Source organism: Acidovorax sp. Root275 (assembly GCF_001428965.1).
Taxonomy (GTDB): domain Bacteria; phylum Pseudomonadota; class Gammaproteobacteria; order Burkholderiales; family Burkholderiaceae_C; genus Acidovorax; species Acidovorax radicis.
The window spans coordinates 834,259-852,275 of the sequence record NZ_LMJH01000009.1; the positions used below are offsets into that span (position 1 = coordinate 834,259).

Annotated in this window: 15 protein-coding genes and 1 pseudogene; 13 read left to right on the top strand and 3 right to left on the bottom strand. The window is 58.0% G+C overall.

Annotated features, from left to right (window positions below; genetic code table 11):
- Positions 1-93: 93 nt before the first annotated feature.
- Positions 94-651 (bottom strand): DUF1003 domain-containing protein, encoded by a 558-nt coding sequence (locus ASE52_RS18790; protein WP_057228256.1) that lies wholly within the window; start codon positions 649-651, stop codon positions 94-96.
- A gap of 842 nt (positions 652-1,493) precedes the next feature.
- On the opposite strand from ASE52_RS18790, the gene ASE52_RS25955 reads away from it, so the two are divergent.
- From ASE52_RS25955 to ASE52_RS25960, 11 genes and pseudogenes are all read left to right on the top strand, one after another.
- Positions 1,494-1,640 (top strand): hypothetical protein, encoded by a 147-nt coding sequence (locus tag ASE52_RS25955; protein WP_158004173.1) that lies wholly within the window; start codon positions 1,494-1,496, stop codon positions 1,638-1,640.
- A gap of 8 nt (positions 1,641-1,648) precedes the next feature.
- Positions 1,649-2,659: a Ku protein gene (locus tag ASE52_RS18795; RefSeq protein WP_057228257.1), complete on the top strand. Its 1,011-nt coding sequence runs from the start codon at positions 1,649-1,651 to the stop codon at positions 2,657-2,659.
- Between the two features lie 6 nt (positions 2,660-2,665).
- Positions 2,666-5,206: a DNA ligase D gene (ligD, locus tag ASE52_RS18800; protein ID WP_057228259.1), complete on the top strand. Its 2,541-nt coding sequence runs from the start codon at positions 2,666-2,668 to the stop codon at positions 5,204-5,206.
- 202 nt (positions 5,207-5,408) lie between these two features.
- Positions 5,409-5,990: an isochorismatase family cysteine hydrolase gene (locus ASE52_RS18805; protein WP_057228261.1), complete on the top strand. Its 582-nt coding sequence runs from the start codon at positions 5,409-5,411 to the stop codon at positions 5,988-5,990.
- Positions 5,991-6,269: 279 nt separating this feature from the next.
- Positions 6,270-6,494 carry a hypothetical protein gene (locus tag ASE52_RS18810; protein ID WP_228896126.1) on the top strand — a complete coding sequence of 75 codons (225 nt, stop codon included), beginning with the start codon at positions 6,270-6,272 and terminating at the stop codon, positions 6,492-6,494.
- 520 nt (positions 6,495-7,014) lie between these two features.
- Positions 7,015-7,953: a PAS domain-containing protein gene (locus tag ASE52_RS18815; protein ID WP_158004174.1), complete on the top strand. Its 939-nt coding sequence runs from the start codon at positions 7,015-7,017 to the stop codon at positions 7,951-7,953.
- An 81-nt stretch (positions 7,954-8,034) separates the two neighbouring features.
- Positions 8,035-9,567 carry an IS21 family transposase gene (gene istA, locus ASE52_RS18820; protein WP_057228587.1) on the top strand — a complete coding sequence of 511 codons (1,533 nt, stop codon included), beginning with the start codon at positions 8,035-8,037 and terminating at the stop codon, positions 9,565-9,567.
- Positions 9,560-10,456: an IS21-like element helper ATPase IstB gene (gene istB, locus ASE52_RS18825; protein WP_057228265.1), complete on the top strand. Its 897-nt coding sequence runs from the start codon at positions 9,560-9,562 to the stop codon at positions 10,454-10,456. Before istA ends, istB begins: the two co-directional genes overlap by 8 nt.
- A gap of 100 nt (positions 10,457-10,556) precedes the next feature.
- Positions 10,557-11,279: pseudogene (locus ASE52_RS18830) on the top strand (transposase); the annotation flags it as partial.
- 447 nt (positions 11,280-11,726) lie between these two features.
- Positions 11,727-12,893, top strand: a complete 1,167-nt coding sequence (locus ASE52_RS18835) for an MFS transporter (protein WP_057228267.1) — start codon at positions 11,727-11,729, stop codon at positions 12,891-12,893.
- A gap of 115 nt (positions 12,894-13,008) precedes the next feature.
- Positions 13,009-13,530, top strand: coding sequence for a hypothetical protein (locus ASE52_RS25960; protein WP_158004175.1), 522 nt, complete (start codon positions 13,009-13,011; stop codon positions 13,528-13,530).
- Between the two features lie 181 nt (positions 13,531-13,711).
- On the opposite strand, the gene ASE52_RS25280 is transcribed toward ASE52_RS25960, so the two are convergent.
- Positions 13,712-14,062: a helix-turn-helix domain-containing protein gene (locus tag ASE52_RS25280; RefSeq protein WP_082606933.1), complete on the bottom strand. Its 351-nt coding sequence runs from the start codon at positions 14,060-14,062 to the stop codon at positions 13,712-13,714.
- Positions 14,063-14,161: 99 nt separating this feature from the next.
- Between ASE52_RS25280 and ASE52_RS18840 the strand changes: the two genes are divergently transcribed.
- The gene (locus tag ASE52_RS18840; protein WP_057228269.1) at positions 14,162-15,052 is read left to right on the top strand and encodes an NmrA family NAD(P)-binding protein; all 891 of its coding nucleotides are present in this window, start codon (positions 14,162-14,164) and stop codon (positions 15,050-15,052) included.
- A 113-nt stretch (positions 15,053-15,165) separates the two neighbouring features.
- Positions 15,166-15,807 carry a DsbA family protein gene (locus ASE52_RS18845; protein WP_057228271.1) on the top strand — a complete coding sequence of 214 codons (642 nt, stop codon included), beginning with the start codon at positions 15,166-15,168 and terminating at the stop codon, positions 15,805-15,807.
- A gap of 128 nt (positions 15,808-15,935) precedes the next feature.
- Here the strand turns inward: ASE52_RS18845 and ASE52_RS25285 are convergent.
- Positions 15,936-17,293, bottom strand: a protein-coding gene (locus tag ASE52_RS25285; protein WP_241777052.1) for an IS3 family transposase whose coding sequence is annotated in 2 segments (ribosomal slippage) — positions 15,936-16,816 and positions 16,816-17,293 — 1,359 coding nt in all. Because the reading frame shifts where the segments join, the coding sequence is not laid out codon by codon here.
- Positions 17,294-18,017: the final 724 nt, after the last annotated feature.

Genomic DNA, 18,017 nt, shown 5'->3' on the forward strand with positions numbered 1-18,017 from the left:
AGCGCCTCGTGTAGGACGAGCGAGCAAAGAATGCGTGGCCAGTCGCTCCAGTGACGCGGGATATGCCCAGGGGCCGAACTTCAGCGGAGCCCATCAGCCACTTTTGGCCCTGGGCTGGGCGGTCTCCCCTGCGACGACCAGGCGATGTCGGTGTTCAGCGCGGACGATCTGATGGAGCACACCCGCAGGATCCGTTTCGTGGGCGAAAGCACGCACTTCCTCCGTCTTTTCATCCGGGATACCGTTCTTCTCTGCCATATGCACTACAAGCCGCATGAGCGCCGTAATTTCTCGTTCTGAGAGTAGATTCATCTGGAGGTCCAAATGGTGTCTACGTTCACTCTCCGCTGCTGCCATGTTCTGACTGATGAGAATCAAAACTGACAGAAAAATCGCTTCGAGCGACACTCCAAATAGCAGCAGGGTGTATGGAAAAGGATCGAACTTAACGATGAGCTCGTTGAACACTATCCAACCAATAAAAATGAAGGCGTTTAGAGCCAGAAAGCCCACCGTGCCGCATGCCTGAGTTACCTTCGCTACAGCCCGGTAAAGAAGCTGAGTGTTGTTCCTTCGAACGTCCTCGGCGCATAGGATGTTCTCGATATTTCGATAAGTGACTTGCGCAATGTGATCATTGACGTGGTCCACAGAATCTCCTTGAAAATTGGCCAACCCGAAGCCACCAGTTTTTTGAAGTCAAACGCCAGGGGATCCGAATGTCCCTTATAGATCGTTGGGAACTGCATCGTCGATAGACAGGAATGAGGTCGATGTAGGCGAAAGTCGTAGGCAAACGTGGGTGGCCAACAAGGCTCAATGTCCGTACTCCCGACAGTCCGGAGCAATGTGATCACTCCAGCTTTGAATCGGTGATGACCTACACGCTCGATTGAAAGATTCCTGCTCCCGGACGCTGGGTGCATGTCCTACGCTGATGTGACGTTCTGGCAATGGTGGAGGTCACTCCAATGAGAAAGCAAAGTGCAGCGCAAATACCCTCTTGTGAGAATTGCGAGCGCCGGGTTCTTGCGTTCACATACGAAAATTTTCTTGCCTTCACGCACGCGTGTGAGGCTCATACGCAAAGTACCCCAGAGGGCCGCATTGAACGCACCGCAAATCAGGTGACAACGCAACGGCGGCCAGCATTGTTATTTCGGTCCACGCGTTGAGGAGGCCTATATGTCGAAGACCCATCGCTCCGGTTCTGTACTTCTCAAACCCCGTCAACTGAAGCGAATGCGGCAGTGGGAAGCGTTGCAGCGTCCCCGGCGCGAAATGTTTCCGTACCCAGAGCCCGAGCCGCCACGGTGGAAACCGCTGGGATGATTTTTTAGCGCTACGGTGGAGGGGCAAGCCACACGGTCTAGTTGTATCGCTAAGCACTGATTGCCATGCACGCTCGGTGATCCCATTTATGCGCTTGAATGTCTCTTCCTCCACCAGTCCCTAGACGCATTTCGACTAAGTGCCTTTCAAGGAGTTGATATATGAGTTACGACAAAACTATTCACGACGGCGCGTTCATCAGATTGGGGGAGCCTTACGAGCTGCGCGGCTGGCCCCACTGTTGGATGGCAGTGGTGGCAGTCGTGCCCTCGGGCGGCGCAGTCAACAATTACCTTGTTTCCCAGTGAGCGGCGTCATGGCAGAAGACCGGGGCCAGGCACCCACATCTACCCGCACCATGTGGAAAGGGGCTATCAGCTTTGGCCTCGTACATATCCCGGTCGGGTTGTATTCGGCCACCGCGAGTTCGGGCGTTGATTTTGACTGGCTCGATAAACGCTCTATGCAGCCAGTAGGGTACAAGCGAATCAACAAGATCACTGGCAAGGACATCGCCAGCACCGACATCGTGAAGGGCGTGGAGTACGAGGAAGGACGCTACGTCGTTCTTTCACCCGAAGAGATCGCAGCTGCTTTTCCGAAAGTCACCCAGACCATCGAAATCGAAGCGTTTCTTGACGCTGATGAGATTCCGTTTGTGTATCTTGAGCGGCCTTACTACACCGCTCCACTCAAGCGGGGCGAGAAGGTCTACGCCTTGCTCCGCGAAGCGCTCCGCAAAAGTAACAAGGTAGGTGTGGCCAAGGTCGTCATCCAGTCCAAGCAGCACCTCGCCGTGCTCATACCTTGTGGTCGGGCGCTCATATTAAATCTCCTTCGCTGGGGCGGCGAAATTCGATCATTCGAGCAATTGAATCTGCCACCTTTGGACCCCAAGACCGCAGGTATCAAAGATGCTGAAATGGCTATGGCCGTGCAGCTTATCGATGACATGACACAGGCATGGGATGCGGACAGCTTCCGCAACTCCTTTGCTGACCAAATCAATGCGCTGGTGGAGAAGAAGGCCTCAGCCGGAGACATCGCCGATGTTGCGAAGGTGGAGAGCAGCCCGCCGGCATCTGCAGGCGCCGAGGTGTTGGATCTCACTTCGCTCCTGAAACGTAGCCTGGCGGGAAAGTCTTCCCAGTCGCCGGAGAAATCGCGCAGTCTGTCGACAGGCAAAGCCAAGGCATCCGTGACTCGGCTTCCGTCCACGCCCGCCAAGAAAGCTGCTGCCAAGAAGCCCCTTGCCAAAAATAAAAGCGCCCCGTCCGCCAAGCCCACAAAACCCGCCTCCAAAAAAACTGGCCGACGCGCCGCATAACGAACCATGGCTATGAAGGACGCTCTCGATGCGTATAAGAAGAAACGCAACTTCAGCATCACGCCAGAACCTGTAGAAGGTGGGGCCCCTGGTATTGAAGCGCTGCAGTTCGTCATTCAGAAGCACTGGGCGAGTCGCCTGCACTATGACCTGCGGCTGGAAATCGAGGGAACGATGAAGAGTTGGGCGGTTCCGAAAGGACCGAGCTTTGACCCGGCAGAAAAACGTATGGCGGTGCAGGTGGAAGACCATCCCATTTCGTACAACAGCTTTGAAGGCGAGATACCGCCCAAGCAGTACGGTGCAGGCCGAGTCATCATCTGGGACCGAGGCTATTGGGAGCCTCAGGGTGATCCCGCGGAGGGCTATCGCAACGGCAAGCTCAAGTTCAAGCTTCATGGACACAAGCTGCAGGGACACTGGACTTTGGTGCGCATGCACGGCCGTAGCGGCGAGCGCCAGCCCCCTTGGCTGCTCATTAAGGAGCGCGACGGACTGGAGCGTTCTGCACAGATTTTCAGCGTAGTAGACGAAATGCCGGACAGCGTGGCAGCCATCCCGCCGCCCTTGCCGCCTAAGAAGGGCGACACAGTGCCGCAGCAAGATAAACGATCAACAGGAAAACCCGTCCGAACTCGGCCCAGCGCCCCACCAAAGACCTCGAAAAAAGCCCCCGTAGTGCCCCTCCCCACCAAACTCTCTCCCGAGCTCGCCACACTGGTGGAGGGCCTTCCCGCAGATGCGGAAGAATGGATCTGGGAGCTGAAGTTTGACGGCTACCGTTTGATGGCGCGCGTTGAGGATGGCAAGGCGCGCCTGTACACCCGCAATGGCAACGACTGGACTGCTAAGTTGCCGCACCTTGCGCAGGCGGTTGCCAGCCTGCCGCTGAAATCAGGATGGATCGATGGCGAGGTATTGATGCCCGATGCACAGGGCATCCCGGATTTTCAGGCGCTGCAAAACGCTTTTGATGGCGAGTCTACGGACAAGCTGGTTTTCTACGTATTCGATTTGCCCTATGCGGACGGCGACGATCTGCGCAGTCTTTCGCTCATGGAACGCCGAGAGCAACTTGGCAAGGTTATTGGTGCGTCTTCCTCGGACCACATCCGCTTCAGCGAGGCTTTTGATGTCCAGCCCTCGGACTTAGTCTCTTCGGCTTGCCAACTGGGTTTTGAAGGCGTCATCGGCAAGCGAAAAGACAGTGCATACGTGTCGCGTCGCACCAAGGACTGGATCAAGCTCAAATGCAGCCATCGTCAGGAGTTTGTGATTGGCGGATACACCGATCCCCAGGGTTCCCGCTTCGGGTTTGGTTCATTGTTGCTGGGTGTGCATGACGATGATGGCACCTTGCGCTATGTGGGCAACGTGGGCACGGGCTTCAGTCAGCAACTGCTGACGGATTTGCATGCAAAACTGCAGAGGATCAAGGTATCGAAAAACCCGTTTGAGAACGCCAGGGCGGTCGACAAGAAGGCGCACTGGGTCACTCCCCGGCTTCTTGCAGAGGTGTCCTTTGCGGAGTGGACCCATGAGGGTCGCATTCGCCACGCGGTGTTCAGGGGCTTGCGTAGCGACAAAACCCCCAAGTTCATCCCGCAAGAAAAGCCCCAGCCACTCAGCAAGACCACCCCAGCAGCCGACTCGGCTGTGGGCAGCGTGCGCGTGTCCAATGCGGACCGCATCATCGATCCGTCCACCGGCATCACCAAGATGGACCTAGTGCGCTATTACGCCACCGTGGCACCGCTGTTAATGCCCCACCTCAAAGCACGGCCAACTTCACTGGTCCGCGCACCCGATGGGATAGACGGGGACCTGTTCTTCCAGAAACATTGGGATGTTGGGCGCGCAAAGGGGGTGAGCGGCGTGCGAGAGCTTGCGCAAGCGCTATACCCGTCTCACCCGCCCTTGCTAGAGGTGAGCAGCCTGGAGGGCTTGCTCTCAGCTGCGCAAATGAATACGGTGGAATTCCACACCTGGAATGCCCGCAAAGACAAGATAGACCGCCCCGACCGCATTACCTTTGACCTGGATCCCGGAGAAGGAGTGCTGTGGGAACATGTGCAGGAGGCCGCCACCTTGGTACGCGTGATGCTCACCGAATTAGGCTTGCCAGCGTTTCTCAAGACCAGTGGCGGCAAAGGTCTGCATATCATTGTGCCCATCAAGCGCTTGCACGACTGGGACACCGTCAAAGGCTTCAGCCATGAGGTCGTTCAACACCTGGCACGCACCATCCCGCAGCGGTTCGTAGCCAAGAGTGGCCCGAAAAATCGCGTGGGCAAGATTTTTGCGGACTATCTGCGCAATGGACTTGGCGCTACCACCGCCAGCGCCTGGACAGCCCGAGCCCGTCCTGGGATGGGGGTGTCGGTGCCAGTATCGTGGGAAGAGCTAGGCAGGGTCACCGGTGGTGCGCACTGGAACGTTCAATCTGTCGGGCGCAGACTGCGCACCGGTAACGGACCGTGGCGAGACTATGGCGGAGCTGCCGTCTCTTTGTCTGCGGCGATCAAGGCACTCGGTCGCCTCCCCTAAAGCAGATAGGGGTCGCCGAAAGGACGGAGCTTTCTCCATTCTCCGCCGGGTGAAGGAGACATCTCTGACTGAATACGTCCTACAACCAGGCGACAGCAATGAGAACAGACTGACCGATTACTTTCAGGAGAGCTCCATGGCCAGGCGCATTCCTGATAAGGCTGGCAACTGAAACCTCGGATGGCCCACAGGTGTTCATGCTATGACTTCCAGGACCACCATTCTTGACAGGGCTCACCAGCACTCTCTGAAGGCAAGCCCGACGGTTCTAGTATTGGTGGATTTCATCAACCCCATGCACTTTCCGGGCGCGGAGAGCTTGCTCAAGCGTGCGTTACCTGCTGCCAGGGCCACAGCACAGCTTAAAAAACGTTTGGCGTCCAAAGGTGTTGCCGCCATCTATGCCAATGACAACTACGGGATTTGGCATTCAGATTTCAAACAGCTGGTGACGGCCTGCCAAGCTCTGGCCGGGGCTCGTGGCGAGATTGCTACCTTGCTTGCCCCCCAACCGCGCGACCTAACAATTCTGAAGCCTCGCCATTCTGCATTTCACTCAACCCCGCTGGACCATCTTTTACACCAGCTGAAGGCACGCGAATTGATCGTAGTGGGCTTGGCTGCGGACATGTGTGTCCATCTGACGGCGATGGACGCCTACATGCATGGGTACAAAGTCTGGGTGCCGAGCGACTGCACCGCTGCGGAGAAAGACACCTCGAAAGCCGCAGCCCTGCGCCAGATGTCGCGTGTGTTGAAGTGTTCTATAAGAAGAGCCAGATAGTCGAGCTTCGTGCTCCATGGCTCCCCCCAGGCACGGTCCGCAAACTATCAGCGATAGCGATACCCTCGCTATTTACTGTCCAACGCTTTTTGTCGAGATTGCAACCATCGCAGGGACGATGCCATGGGGCATCTTCGGAGCCCGTGAGTCTCCGAATCCGCAGTCGTCATTCGACCCAAGAGTTCGCTTGTCCATGAGTGGAGTGGGGTAAACGATTTATTACATAGCGTTGCGGACAACTACATAAAAATTTCTCGCTTCCAGACGTTTTTCGAGGAGATGCCTGTGCCTTTCGAGTACCTGCGGGAGATCGCTCAAGCTCAGTTGCCGATCACCGTTGAAGATGAGGAGAGCATTGACAAGCTTCGGGTGTTGCGCGCTGCCGATCTGGTGTCCGTTTTGCTGCCACACCCGCTCTCCGGCATACACCATGCGCGCGTGCTAGCACTAACACCAAAGGGACGTGAGGCGCTCGCTAGAGAGCACGAACCTCTGCAGCCCTAGTATTGGGCGCGACAGTGGCAGTTTTCAGGGGCCCCTCGCAGCTCTTGCACATTGTGTCCCTGCAATCTGGGCTGCTGCCCTGCGCAGATGAACGCGGTTAAGTTTCACACCTGAAAGGTCGGTGAAGACAAAATTGACCGACCGACCGACCGACCGCCTCACCGTTGACCTAGACCCAGGAGAAGCCGCTTTGGTACGGGTGATTCGTAAGGAACTGGGCTTGCCTAACGGCGTCAAGGGACTGCACATGGATGTCCATCAAGCGCCTGCAAAAGTGGTCCTCAAATGCGGGCGGGCAAGATTTTGCGGATTATCCGAGCAACAGCTGGGTACCACCGCCGCCAGTGCCTGAGCAGCCTGCGCTTGTACTGGGGATGGGCGTGCCTGACTTGAAACCGGCAGTTAGGACCGGGCTCAGATGTGAAGCGGGGCAAGGTGACCGAATTTCTTGATATCCGAGGGCTCGTTGCGTAGACTGACCGTGACGCACCCGCACTCTTGCGGAAGCGAGGAGAGGCAGTTGCAGATCGCATCCCTGAACATTGTGGCTGTTTCGGACAACCCGAGTGACGTCGAGTTAGTTGCGCAGCTTCTGCAGCGAGCGGCTCTGAATCCCGAGATCCGAGTTGTGGATTCCGAAAAGAGCTTGCGCTCTGCCCTGCAGGACCAGTTACCCGAATTAATCGTTTCGGATTTCAAGTTGCCTCAATTTAGTGGATTGGATGCCCTTCTAGTCGCCAGGGATGTTTGTCCCGATACACCCTTCATTTTGGTGTCAGAGGTCTTCGGTGAGGACCACGTCATCCATGCGCTCAAAAGCGGTGCGACCGACTACGTCCTGAAGCACGATCTTGCAAGGTTGGCCCCAGCTGTGCGTCGCGCGTTGGGGGATGCGCAGTCAGCGCTTGAGCAGCGGAGAACGCTGGAAGCATTGCGTCACAGTGAGTTGCGGTTCAGACTCGCAGCGTCCACGGGCGATGTGTGGGACTGGGACATCGAAACGGGGTTGGCCCAGATTTCGCCGCAGTGGAAGATGCGTTTGGGCTATAGCGAAGAAGATGTCGAGAACACCGCAGAGGGATGGCTTGCGCTTCTAGAACCCGCCGACCGAGTGCGAGTCCTCGCTGCATTCTCCGCACATATCAGGAACCATGTTCCCTATGACGTCGAATATAGAGCCTTGGCAAAGGATGGTAGCTATCGCTGGTCCCACGCCAAGGGACAGGCGGTCTGGAACGCACACGGACGCGCCACCTACATGGCAGGCTCAGTGGTTGATATCACTGAACGCAAGAACGCTGAAATTAAGGTCCAGCGGCTCAATAGGGTCTACGCTGTGCTCAGCGGAATCAACTCACTCATCGTACGAACCCAGAATCGGGAAGAACTTTTCCAGGAGGCCTGCAATATCGCTGTCCATGCAGGAGGTGTTGGTGCCGATGCAATCTTGACCAGCTAAACCGCAAAGTGCCAATCCAATATTGACCAGGGTGTTCCACTGACCTGCTGAGAATTTCAGCAGGGATTCAAGGTGATCACCATGGACATGATTGGCAAGGTCAGGCGCATGAGGCTGCGCGACCAACTCTCCCTCAGCGAGATCGCAAAGCGCACGGGCCTGTCGCGCAACACGGTCAAGAAGTGGCTCAAGGCGCCCGGCGATGTTGTGCCGAAGTACGCGCGGGTGAAGTTCGATGGCAAGCTCACGGCGTTCGAGCCGGCCCTGCACCAGGCGCTCACAACCGACAGCCATCGCCCCAAGCAGGGACGGCGCAGCGGCCGTGCCTTGTTTGCTCAGATACAGGCCCAGGGCTACCGCGGCGGTTACAGCGCCGTCACCGACTACATCCGGCGCTGGCGGGTGGAGTCAGCAGCCAGTCCGGCCAAGGCGTTCGTTCCGATGAACTTCGAGCTGGGCGAGGCCTTCCAGTTCGACTGGAGCGTCGAAGCCATGGTCGTTGGCGGCGTGTTCTACAACATGCAAGTTGCGCACCTGAAGCTGTGCGCCAGCCGTGCTTTCTGGCTGATGGCCTACCCCAGCCAGGGCCACGAGATGCTGTTCGATGCCCACACTCGCTCGTTCCAGGCACTTGGCGGCGTCACCCGGCGCGGCATCTACGACAACATGCGCACCGCCGTGGACAAGGTGCAGCGCGGCAAGCAGCGCACCGTCAACGCTCGATTCGCGGCCATGTGCAGCCACTACCTGTTCGACGCCGACTTCTGCAACGTCGCCTCGGGCTGGGAGAAGGGGGTGGTGGAGAAGAACGTGCAGGACAGCCGCAGGCGCATCTGGATCGAAGCCGCGACCCGTCGCTTCGGCTCGTTCATCGAACTCAATGCCTGGCTGAGCGAGCGGTGTCGTTCGGTGTGGAGCGACACCACGCATCCGATCCACCGACAGTTCACCGTGGCCGAGATGTGGGAGTTGGAGAAGCCTCACCTCATGTCCATGCCGGCCCCCTTCAACGGCTATGTCGAGCGGCTGGCCCGGGTCAGCAGCACCTGCCTGGTGGCCGCCGCGCGCAACCGTTACTCCGTGCCGTGCGAGTGGGCCGGCCACATCGTCAGCACCCGCGTCTATCCCGAACGAATCGATGTGGCGGCCGCAGATGCCGTCGTAGCCAGCCATGCCCGGCTGCCGGGCAGTGGCCAGACCAGCTACGACTGGCAGCACTACATCGACCTGGTGCAGCGCAAACCGGGCGCATTGCGCAATGGCACGCCGTTCCTGGACCTTCCGGCGCCGTTGCTGCGTTTGCGCCAGTCGCTGCTCAGGCACCCTGGAGGAGACCGGGTCATGGCACAGGTGCTGGCCGTGGTGCCGCAGGCTGGGCTGGAAGCGGTGCTGGTGGCCATCGAGCTGGTACTCGAAGGCAGGGCCCCCAGTGGCAGCATCAGCGTGGAGCACGTGCGCAACGTGCTGGCCCGCTTGAACAACCCGGCCACGCCGGCGCAGGCGCAGACGTCCTTGCAACTCACCCAGGCGCCCAAGGCCGACACCGCGCGTTATGACCGGCTGCGCCCCACCCACCAGGATCATCTAGACGGGCAGGAGGTGGGCCATGCGTGAGACCTCCATCGATGTACAGGCCCAACTGAAGGCGCTGCGGCTCAACGGCATGGCCACGGCCTGGGCCGATCTGACGGAGCAAGGCGGCGATACGACCCTGGCCGCATCACGCTGGCTGGTGGAGCACCTGCTGCAGGCTGAAGATGCTGATCGGGCGATGCGTTCCATCGCCCACCAGATGAAGGCGGCACGCTTCCCGATGCACCGCGACCTGGCTGGGTTCGACTTCACCGTCGCGCCGGTCGACCGCGCGTTGATCCAGAAACTGGCGGACCTCTCGTTCACGCAGGATGCGCAGAACGTGGTGCTGGTCGGCGGCCCAGGCACCGGCAAAACCCACCTGGCCACGGCGCTGGGAATTGCTGGGCTCACCCGGCACGCCAAGCGAGTGCGGTTCTACTCCACGGTCGATCTGGTCAATGCCCTGGAGCATGAGAAGAGCCAGGGCCGTGCCGGACGCATCGCCATGAGTCTGGTGCGCATGGATCTGGTCGTGCTCGACGAGTTGGGCTACCTGCCCTTCAGCCAGGCCGGTGGCGCCTTGTTGTTCCACTTGCTGTCCAAGCTGTACGAGCACACAAGCGTGATGATCACCACCAACCTGACGTTCGCGGAGTGGTCCACGGTGTTCGGCGATGCCAAGATGACCACTGCGTTGCTGGATCGCTTGACCCATCACTGCCACATCATCGAGACCGGCAACGAGTCCTACCGCTTCCGTCACAGCACGCACGAAGCCCGGGGCCGCATAAAGACGCGCGAGCAGACCAGGAGGGCAGTGGCCGCCCAGGTGAGCGAGACCGCGGAGGAAGGGGCCTCGCCTGATGGCTCGGCCATACCAACCACGAGTTCAAAAAAAGGAGGACCTACCGAAGCATCCACCCTATAGTTATCCACAGTTGGCTTCAAATGGAACCAGCTCTAGCCCCTGGTCAATGTTCGACTGGCACTGCTGATCACGTTTGCACTGGCACTAACACACCCAGGCCAAAGGATCGGGCCTGGTGGGCTACAACGTGCAGACCGCCGTCGATGCAAAGCACCACTTGATCGTTGCGCACGAGGTCACGAACGTTGGCAATGACCGGGCACAGCTGCACAACATGGCCTTTGCCGCAGACCAAGCCATGGGAAGCGAGAACCTGCAGGTCTTCGCTGACCGAGGTTACTTCAATGGAACGCAGCTCAAGGCTTGCGAAGACGCTGGCATCACGACCTTCGTGCCCAAGCCGATGACATCCAACGCGAAAGCCGAAGGGCGCTTCGATAAAGGCGACTTCATCTACATCGCCAAGGATGACGAGTACCAATGCCCTGCAGGTGAACGTGCGATCCATCGATTTGCAACTACGGAGAAGGGGCTACACCTGCACCTGTATTGGTCAAGCGCCTGCCCCAAGTGCCCGCTCAAAGCACAGTGCACGACAAGCAGCAATCGGCGCATTCGCCGCTGGGAGCACGAAGAGGTGCTGGAGCGCGTGCAGCAACGGCTGGACAGCAACCCCGAGGCGATGACATTGCGCAGATCAACGGTGGAGCATGTCTTCGGAACGCTCAAGCACTGGATGGGGTCGACGCACTTCCTGATGAAGACCCTCAAGCATGTGAGCGCCGAGATGAGCCTGCATGTGCTGGCCTACAACCTCAAGCGGGTGATGAGCGTGATGGGTATCGCGCAGATGATGCAGGCGATGCGGACGGTGAAGGCGTGAGGCCTTTGTTGGCTTTTACAGGCCGAGAAAAGCTCTGAAAGGCGTCAAAAGGCCCCAGGCGCTCCAGAAACGGCTCTCAATAGAGCTGGTGGAAAATGCGGCTCAGTGCTGCGGGATGCGGGATGCGGCTGGCCCGCATGCTTCTTGAGCGTTTCCACACAGCCTGGGCCAAAAGCAGACCGTCGCACCAGCGGCGAATCTGCCAACAGCCACCTCCACAGCGCATGCATAATCCGGCTTGAGCTCATAAGCTCATCGCGTTGCGCAATGCGCGCGGCCATCACTTAGCTCCAAAGGCTGAGTGAGGTCAAGCTCCTGTTGACCCGACAAGAGCCACCAAGTGCCCATCCTTGTGGATGGCTCGTGTTGTCAGGTCACCCGCCCTCTTTTCTGAGTCAGCGGCTTGGGAGTTCCATTTTGCGTTCACACGATCAAAGCGCTCCGCCATTGGCGTTGCTGATTGCCCTGTCAGCTCTCGGCGTTCTGCCGTTCAACATGTTCGTTCCTTCGATGCCTAGCATTGCAAGAGAACTCGAAACCGATTTCGCCACAATCAATATGGCCGTGGCGGGATATGCCGTCGCGACCGCATTTACACATTTGATTGCCGGCGCGCTATCCGACAGATTTGGGCGAAGGCCTGTTCTGCTGGCCGCATTGGTGATTTTTGTGATCGGCTCCATCGGATGCTCCTTTGCAGGAAACATCTATATTTTTCTGGGGTTTCGGCTACTTCAAGGGAGCGCCGTAGCAGGTTTCGCAATGTCGTTGGCAGTGATCCGGGACACTGCTGGTGAGCGAATGGTGAGTCAAATCGGATATGTCTCCTCAGCCTATGCAATCGCTCCCATGGTCGGCCCTACAGTGGGCGGATTGCTGGCTAGCTGGTTAGGCTGGCGGGCAAACTTTGCCGCGTTCGCAATACTCGGCGCATGTGCCATCGCTCTTGTTCTGCGCTACCTGCCCGAAACCAATCGTCGTCGGTCCACCTCAATGATGCAGCCGTACCTTGGATACGGACAATTGCTCATTTCTGCGCGGTTTTGGGCATATGCCTGCTGCATGGCTTTTACCATTGGTACGCTCTATGTCTTCATCAGCGGTGCACCTGCCGTGGCTGTGCAGACAACCCAAATCTCCACGACGATGGTCGGCATTTACCTGGGGCTGGTGCCTGCGGGCTTCATGATTGGTAGCTTCGCAGCCGCGCGGTATGGCGTGCGCTTGACGCCACTTCAACTGATTGTTTTCGGACGGCTGTTGACTTGCGCAGGATTGTTGATTGGTGGGGCGTTAGCTGCATTGCAGATCAATCACCCCCTGGCATTCTTTGGTCCATGCGTATGCATCGGATTAGGAAATGGGTTAACGATGCCCGCCGCGAACAGCCGTGTGCTTTCCGTCTATGCAGGCCTGTCTGGTACAGCGTTAGGTTTGGCATCTGCAATCACGACGGCAGGAGCAGGAGCCATTGCCTTTTTCGCCGGACTGTTCATCGAAGTGTCGAATGCACGTGCGTATGTTGTGGCGGCGATGTTGACGACGTCATTGCTGTCATTGGCAGCCGCTGCACTCATCGTTCGTCTGGAGTCAGCGAGGAGCAGTGCCCCTTGAATAAGGCCCGCCCTCACCGCGCAGCATTGAGCGAATCTTGCTCTGAGCGGTGTCCGCTTCGGGCCCGTTAGCGTCCCCCACGTCAGCGCTACGATGGCGTAATCGGGAGTTGTTTATGTCGCCTACAGCCTTCAGGAGCTTTGCGCAGAGAGGTGTCGTTTTCGGAGTGCTGCTTGCGGCATCTGGGGCGTTCGCATTGGCACAGGAGATACTTGAGCACGTTGAATTTTTACGGCTGCAAACTGACAAGTTGTCGCCACGCGAATGGCCAAATGCCGAGTACGTAGTTCGAACCCAGCAACAGTGGGATGAGATCTGGGCGATGGGCAAATTAGAACCCAATCCGCGGGATGCTGAGAGCATAGGCACACCGAAGGTCGACTTCAGTCAATTCACTCTCGTTGGCGTTTCACGCGGAAAGCAGAGCCATGGGTGTACGAGCCTAAATATCAAATTTGTAATCCGACGCGGAAAACGAATTGATGTGCACTTCACCGACCCTGAGAACGCGAGACGAACCTACGGAGCGATGACGGTCTGCCCTGCGGTGGTTACCTATCTGAACGACTGGGTTTTGATACCGCGTACGCCCCGGCACTCGGTGATCAGATTCGTCGATAGCCAATCGATGCGCTAGAAGCTGCCCCGCAAAGCTGTAGCAAGATCTGTCCCGCCCGTGGCGGCGTGTCAGCGTCGCCTTTGGGCCCTCTGCAGTCAGTCGCCTTGCGAATTTGGACGTCTGCAGTGCAGCCATTGCTGCCTTGACCATCCAACAAATCGGCCCTTGGCTCCGTCCTTGAAGTGATTGCGGGGAGTAACTATTCGACCTGTGCCAAAAGTGCATCCGGTATCGAGTCTCCAAAACGCTGCATGGAACCAAGCACGTCGCGCAGTGAGTAACCCAGCGGCGTCAACTCATAGACCACTCTTGGCGGGATTTCAGCGTATGCGGTGCGCGTGACCAGCGCGTGACGCTCGAATCGCCGCAATCGATGGGTGAGCGTATGGGCACTCATCGCAGGTAGGAGTTCTCGCAATTGAGTGAACCGGAGCGGCCCGCGCATCAGCTCACGCACGATCAGTGTGGCCCATGGTCCGTCCAGCAGGATCAAAAAGCGTCCGACACCGCAGTCGGGGAGCTTTTCAGGTCGTTTTTGCGCTCGTTCCATCTTTTCTCTATTAGTGCAGTTGAAGTAACTGGTGCATGAAATGCATCATAGCGATTCCACACCGTTAAGTCACTTTTCTCAACCTAAGGGAGAACCTAAATGAGCTACATCATCCATGGCGCCACAGGCGCACAAGGCGCGCCGCTGCTGCGTCGTCTGACGAAGTCAGGCAAGCGAGCCATTGCCGCTGTTCATCGCAACAAGACCGTTCTGGGAATCGAGACGGTTTCCATCGACAACGAATCCGTGGACTCTTTGGTCGCAGCCTACCGCGACGCCGACGGTGTGTTTGTTCACCTTCCCATCGCCGATGAGGCTGCGCGTGTGAACTACGCCCACAAGATTGCGCAGGCCATTGCGGTGGCTCGGCCTCAGCGTGTGGTGATCTCCACTAGCGGCGCCATCGTTGACGATCCGAAGTCGCCGCTACAGGCCGCGCCAGAATCGGCCATAGCCATCCTCATCGAGGAAGTCGGGAAGTCCGGCGTATCGATGGCAGTTGTCGCACCTCGCCTGTATTTGGAGAACATGCTGTTGCCGATGGTGCACGACAACATCGCCTCGGAAGGCGTCTTGCGTTACCCCGTGCGTGATGATCTGGCGGTTTCCTGGAGTTCTCACCTGGACGTGGCCGAAGTTGCCGAGCGCCTGCTGATCGACTCTTCGGTCACTGGCGTGGTGGGGGTGGGGCACCTACCTGGGTTGGTAGGTGAGGAGCTGGCCGCCGGCTTTGCACAGTATCTTGGGCGGCCCGTGCGGTTCGAGAAGGTCGCTCCGCTTGCGTTCAAAGCACTCCTAGTTCCGATGCTCGGCGAGGCTGCAGCGAGTGGAGTGACGGGGCTCTACCTAGCTTTGCAGCGTGTTCCTTCCAACACCATCGCTACCGCGACCTCTGCGCAGCAGCTCCTTGGCTTCGCACCCCGCACATTGCCAGTCTGGCTTGCCGAACTTGCTGCGGCCGAGGTCCCTGCCGCGGAACCACAAATCTGAAATTCTGGTGTTGCCTTGACGTCCCCTACCTGTCCTCGCACTCGGTCGAGCATCGTTACGCGGATGTCTAAGGATATGGATTGATGAACAGAATCGTTTGAGGAACTTTTGATATGAATTCACTCAACTTGAACAAGCCGACTGTCGTGTACGTGTTCGATGCTTACTGCGGCTGGTGCTGGGGATTTTCCAATCGCGTAAGTGAGTTTGAAGCGGCAAACCGCGACCGCGTAGCTTTCGCGGCTGTTTCGGGTGGCCTTCTCACGGGAAAACGGGTCAGCCCCATTTCCTTTTTGACCCACATCCCCGAGGCCAACGCGAGGATCACGCGGCTCACTGGCGCTGAATTCGGCGAAGAGTTCAAGAAGCTTCTTGAAGAAGGCTCCTTTGAAATGAACTCAAGCCATGCCGGAGCTGCGATGGCGGCCCTGAAGCTTCAAGCTCCTGATCGCGCCGTCGATTGGGCCCACCAACTGCTAGAGGCGTTCTTTCAACATGGCCTGAGTCTGTCGGAACCGAGCACCGTCGCTGCCATCGCTTTAAGAAACGGTTTGGACGAGCTCAAAGTGCTGCGGGCCCTCGCTGATGGCTCTGCGCAGTCGCAGGCAGAAGCTGACTTCGCTTTGGCTCGAGAACTTGGCGTGAATTCTTACCCTACGCTGCTGTATGTTGATGGTACTCGTGTACACCAGCTTCCTGGGACCGGCACTTCACTTGCAGAACTCAACAGCACGCTGGACTCGTTGCTCGCGTAAAGAGCATCGCAAGTAGCTCCTTAGGCCAGCAGGACGATCGGCCTTTCTACGCGCGCGGCGAAAAGTCTTTCTGAATCGCCCCGGGATTGAACTGACCCCCAGAAGTTGGACGGTTACCTTGCCGCCAATCAGTCGCTGTTTCTCAGTCGGTATCCCACCGGGCTGAGTCCGCTCAATCTGAGCTTGACGCGCTCATGGTTGTAGTAGTGAATGTAATCATGCACGCCCGCTTCGAGCGTATCAAGGCTGTCGGGCGCGGCAAGCCGGAAGTACTCAGCCTTGAGGGTGCCGAAGAAGCTCTCAATTGCCGCATTGTCAAAGCAGTTGCCCTTTCGGCTCATGCTTTGCTTGACTCCCCGTTGCACAAGCATCGCTCGATAGGGCTGCATCTTGTAGTGCCAACCTTGGTCCGAGTGGACGATCAGTTCCCCCGTGCAAGCGGTCCGCGCCAGCGCTGCCTCGAGCATGCCGGAAACCAACTCGAAGACTGGACGCCTTGCCATGCGGTACGCGACGATCTCGCCGTTGTAGAGGTCCATGCAAGCTGACAGGTAGAGCTTGTGGCCATTCACATTGAATTCGGTGACATCGGTTGCCCACTTCTGGTTTGGTGCGGTCGCACGGAAGTCGCGCTGTAGAAAGTTCGGCACGTGCGCATCGCTGACGCCTAGAACATGCCGGGATCGCTTCTTCACCCGAATCAACGCGCGCAGCCCCATCTTGCGCATCAGGCGCTGCACGCACTTGTGGTTGATCGGTTCCGCCCCTGCATTGCATAGCGCGGCCGTGATCCGTCTGTAGCCGTAGCGCCCTTTATGCTCGTCATAGACAGTGCGGATCCTGGCCTCCAAGGCGCTTTGCTGGTCGGCGCGCTGGCTCGCCTGGCATTGGTAGTAGAACGTGCTGCGTGGCAGGCCTGCGACCTGCAACAGGTATGCCAATTTATGGTGATGCCTCAACCCGGCAATCAGACGCGCTTTGTCGGCGCAGCTGATCTCTTCGACCGAATCAAGGCCTGCAATTTTTTTAGGTACGCGACCTCGGCGCGCAGTCGTTCGTTCTCTTCTCGTAGGGTTTGCGCTGCGTCGGCGGCAACCTTGTTCGATGGCGCTGCGCAGCGGCCTTCCAGCTTCATCTTGGGACGCTCTTCTTTCTCGTTCTCGATAGCCTGCAGGCGGCCTTGATCGAGATTGCGTCGCCAGACCACGACTTGGTTGGGATTGCGGATGTCATAGATCGCTGCGACCTGGCGGCTGGAGAGCTGTTCGCGATCCTGATGGGACAGCACTTGCAGCTTGAACTGCGCACTGTACGTGCTGCGCTTGGGGCGCAGCCCGTCAATGCCGTGCAGGCGGTAGTGGCTCACCCAAGTGCGGATCTTCTCCTCAGGCACAGACCATTGGCGCGCCAGCAGCTTTGCCCCACCGTCCCCAGCCATAAAACTCTTGACCACTTTGAGCTTGAACTCTGTCTGATACTTCTTCATGAAACCCCTTGAAGTTTGTCCAACTTCTGGGGGTCAGTTCAAACCCGGGGCGATTCACAAGTGCTCTGGATACACACGGTAAGCGATGTGCTCGACGAGCCGGTGTTCCACCCAACGCTGAGCAAGCCAACAATTGTTAGAAATGAGCTATCGGTCGCCTCGTCTCCTACGATTGCGTAGGCTGGTATCCCCGTGAGATGGGTGGAGGTAAGAAGGTCAAACCCTGCCAACCTAGCAGACGTATTTCTCGCAACACGCTGGTCGAGATTTGGCGCCGGCTTACTGGTCCCTACCTACTGAATCACCGGCGGCTCTTTTGGTAGGCTACTGGAGTAATGCCCTCCAGCCTTCTGAAGGTCTCTGTGAAATGACTTTGCGTCGCGAACCCGCATGCCGACGCAACATGCGCTGCTTCGTACCCAGTCTGCAGCAACTCCTTCGCTTTGCGTATCCGTTCGTGTACGACATATCTATGAACCGGGAGGCCGAATGTCGCTTTGAAGCGAGCGGCAAAGTGGCTAGCACTCATGTCCGCATTCCCTGCAAGTGCCGAAACGGTTAAAGGTTCTGATAGAAAAGCGTCGATATATGACCTGATCAATCGCACCTGGATTGGTGAGAAGCGAGCACTTTCGGCTTTGTTGGCTTTCCGTCCCGCACCCTCATCGGCAATGCTCCGTACGCGCTGTGCTAAGGCGATGCAGAGCGACTCCGCGTATAACCG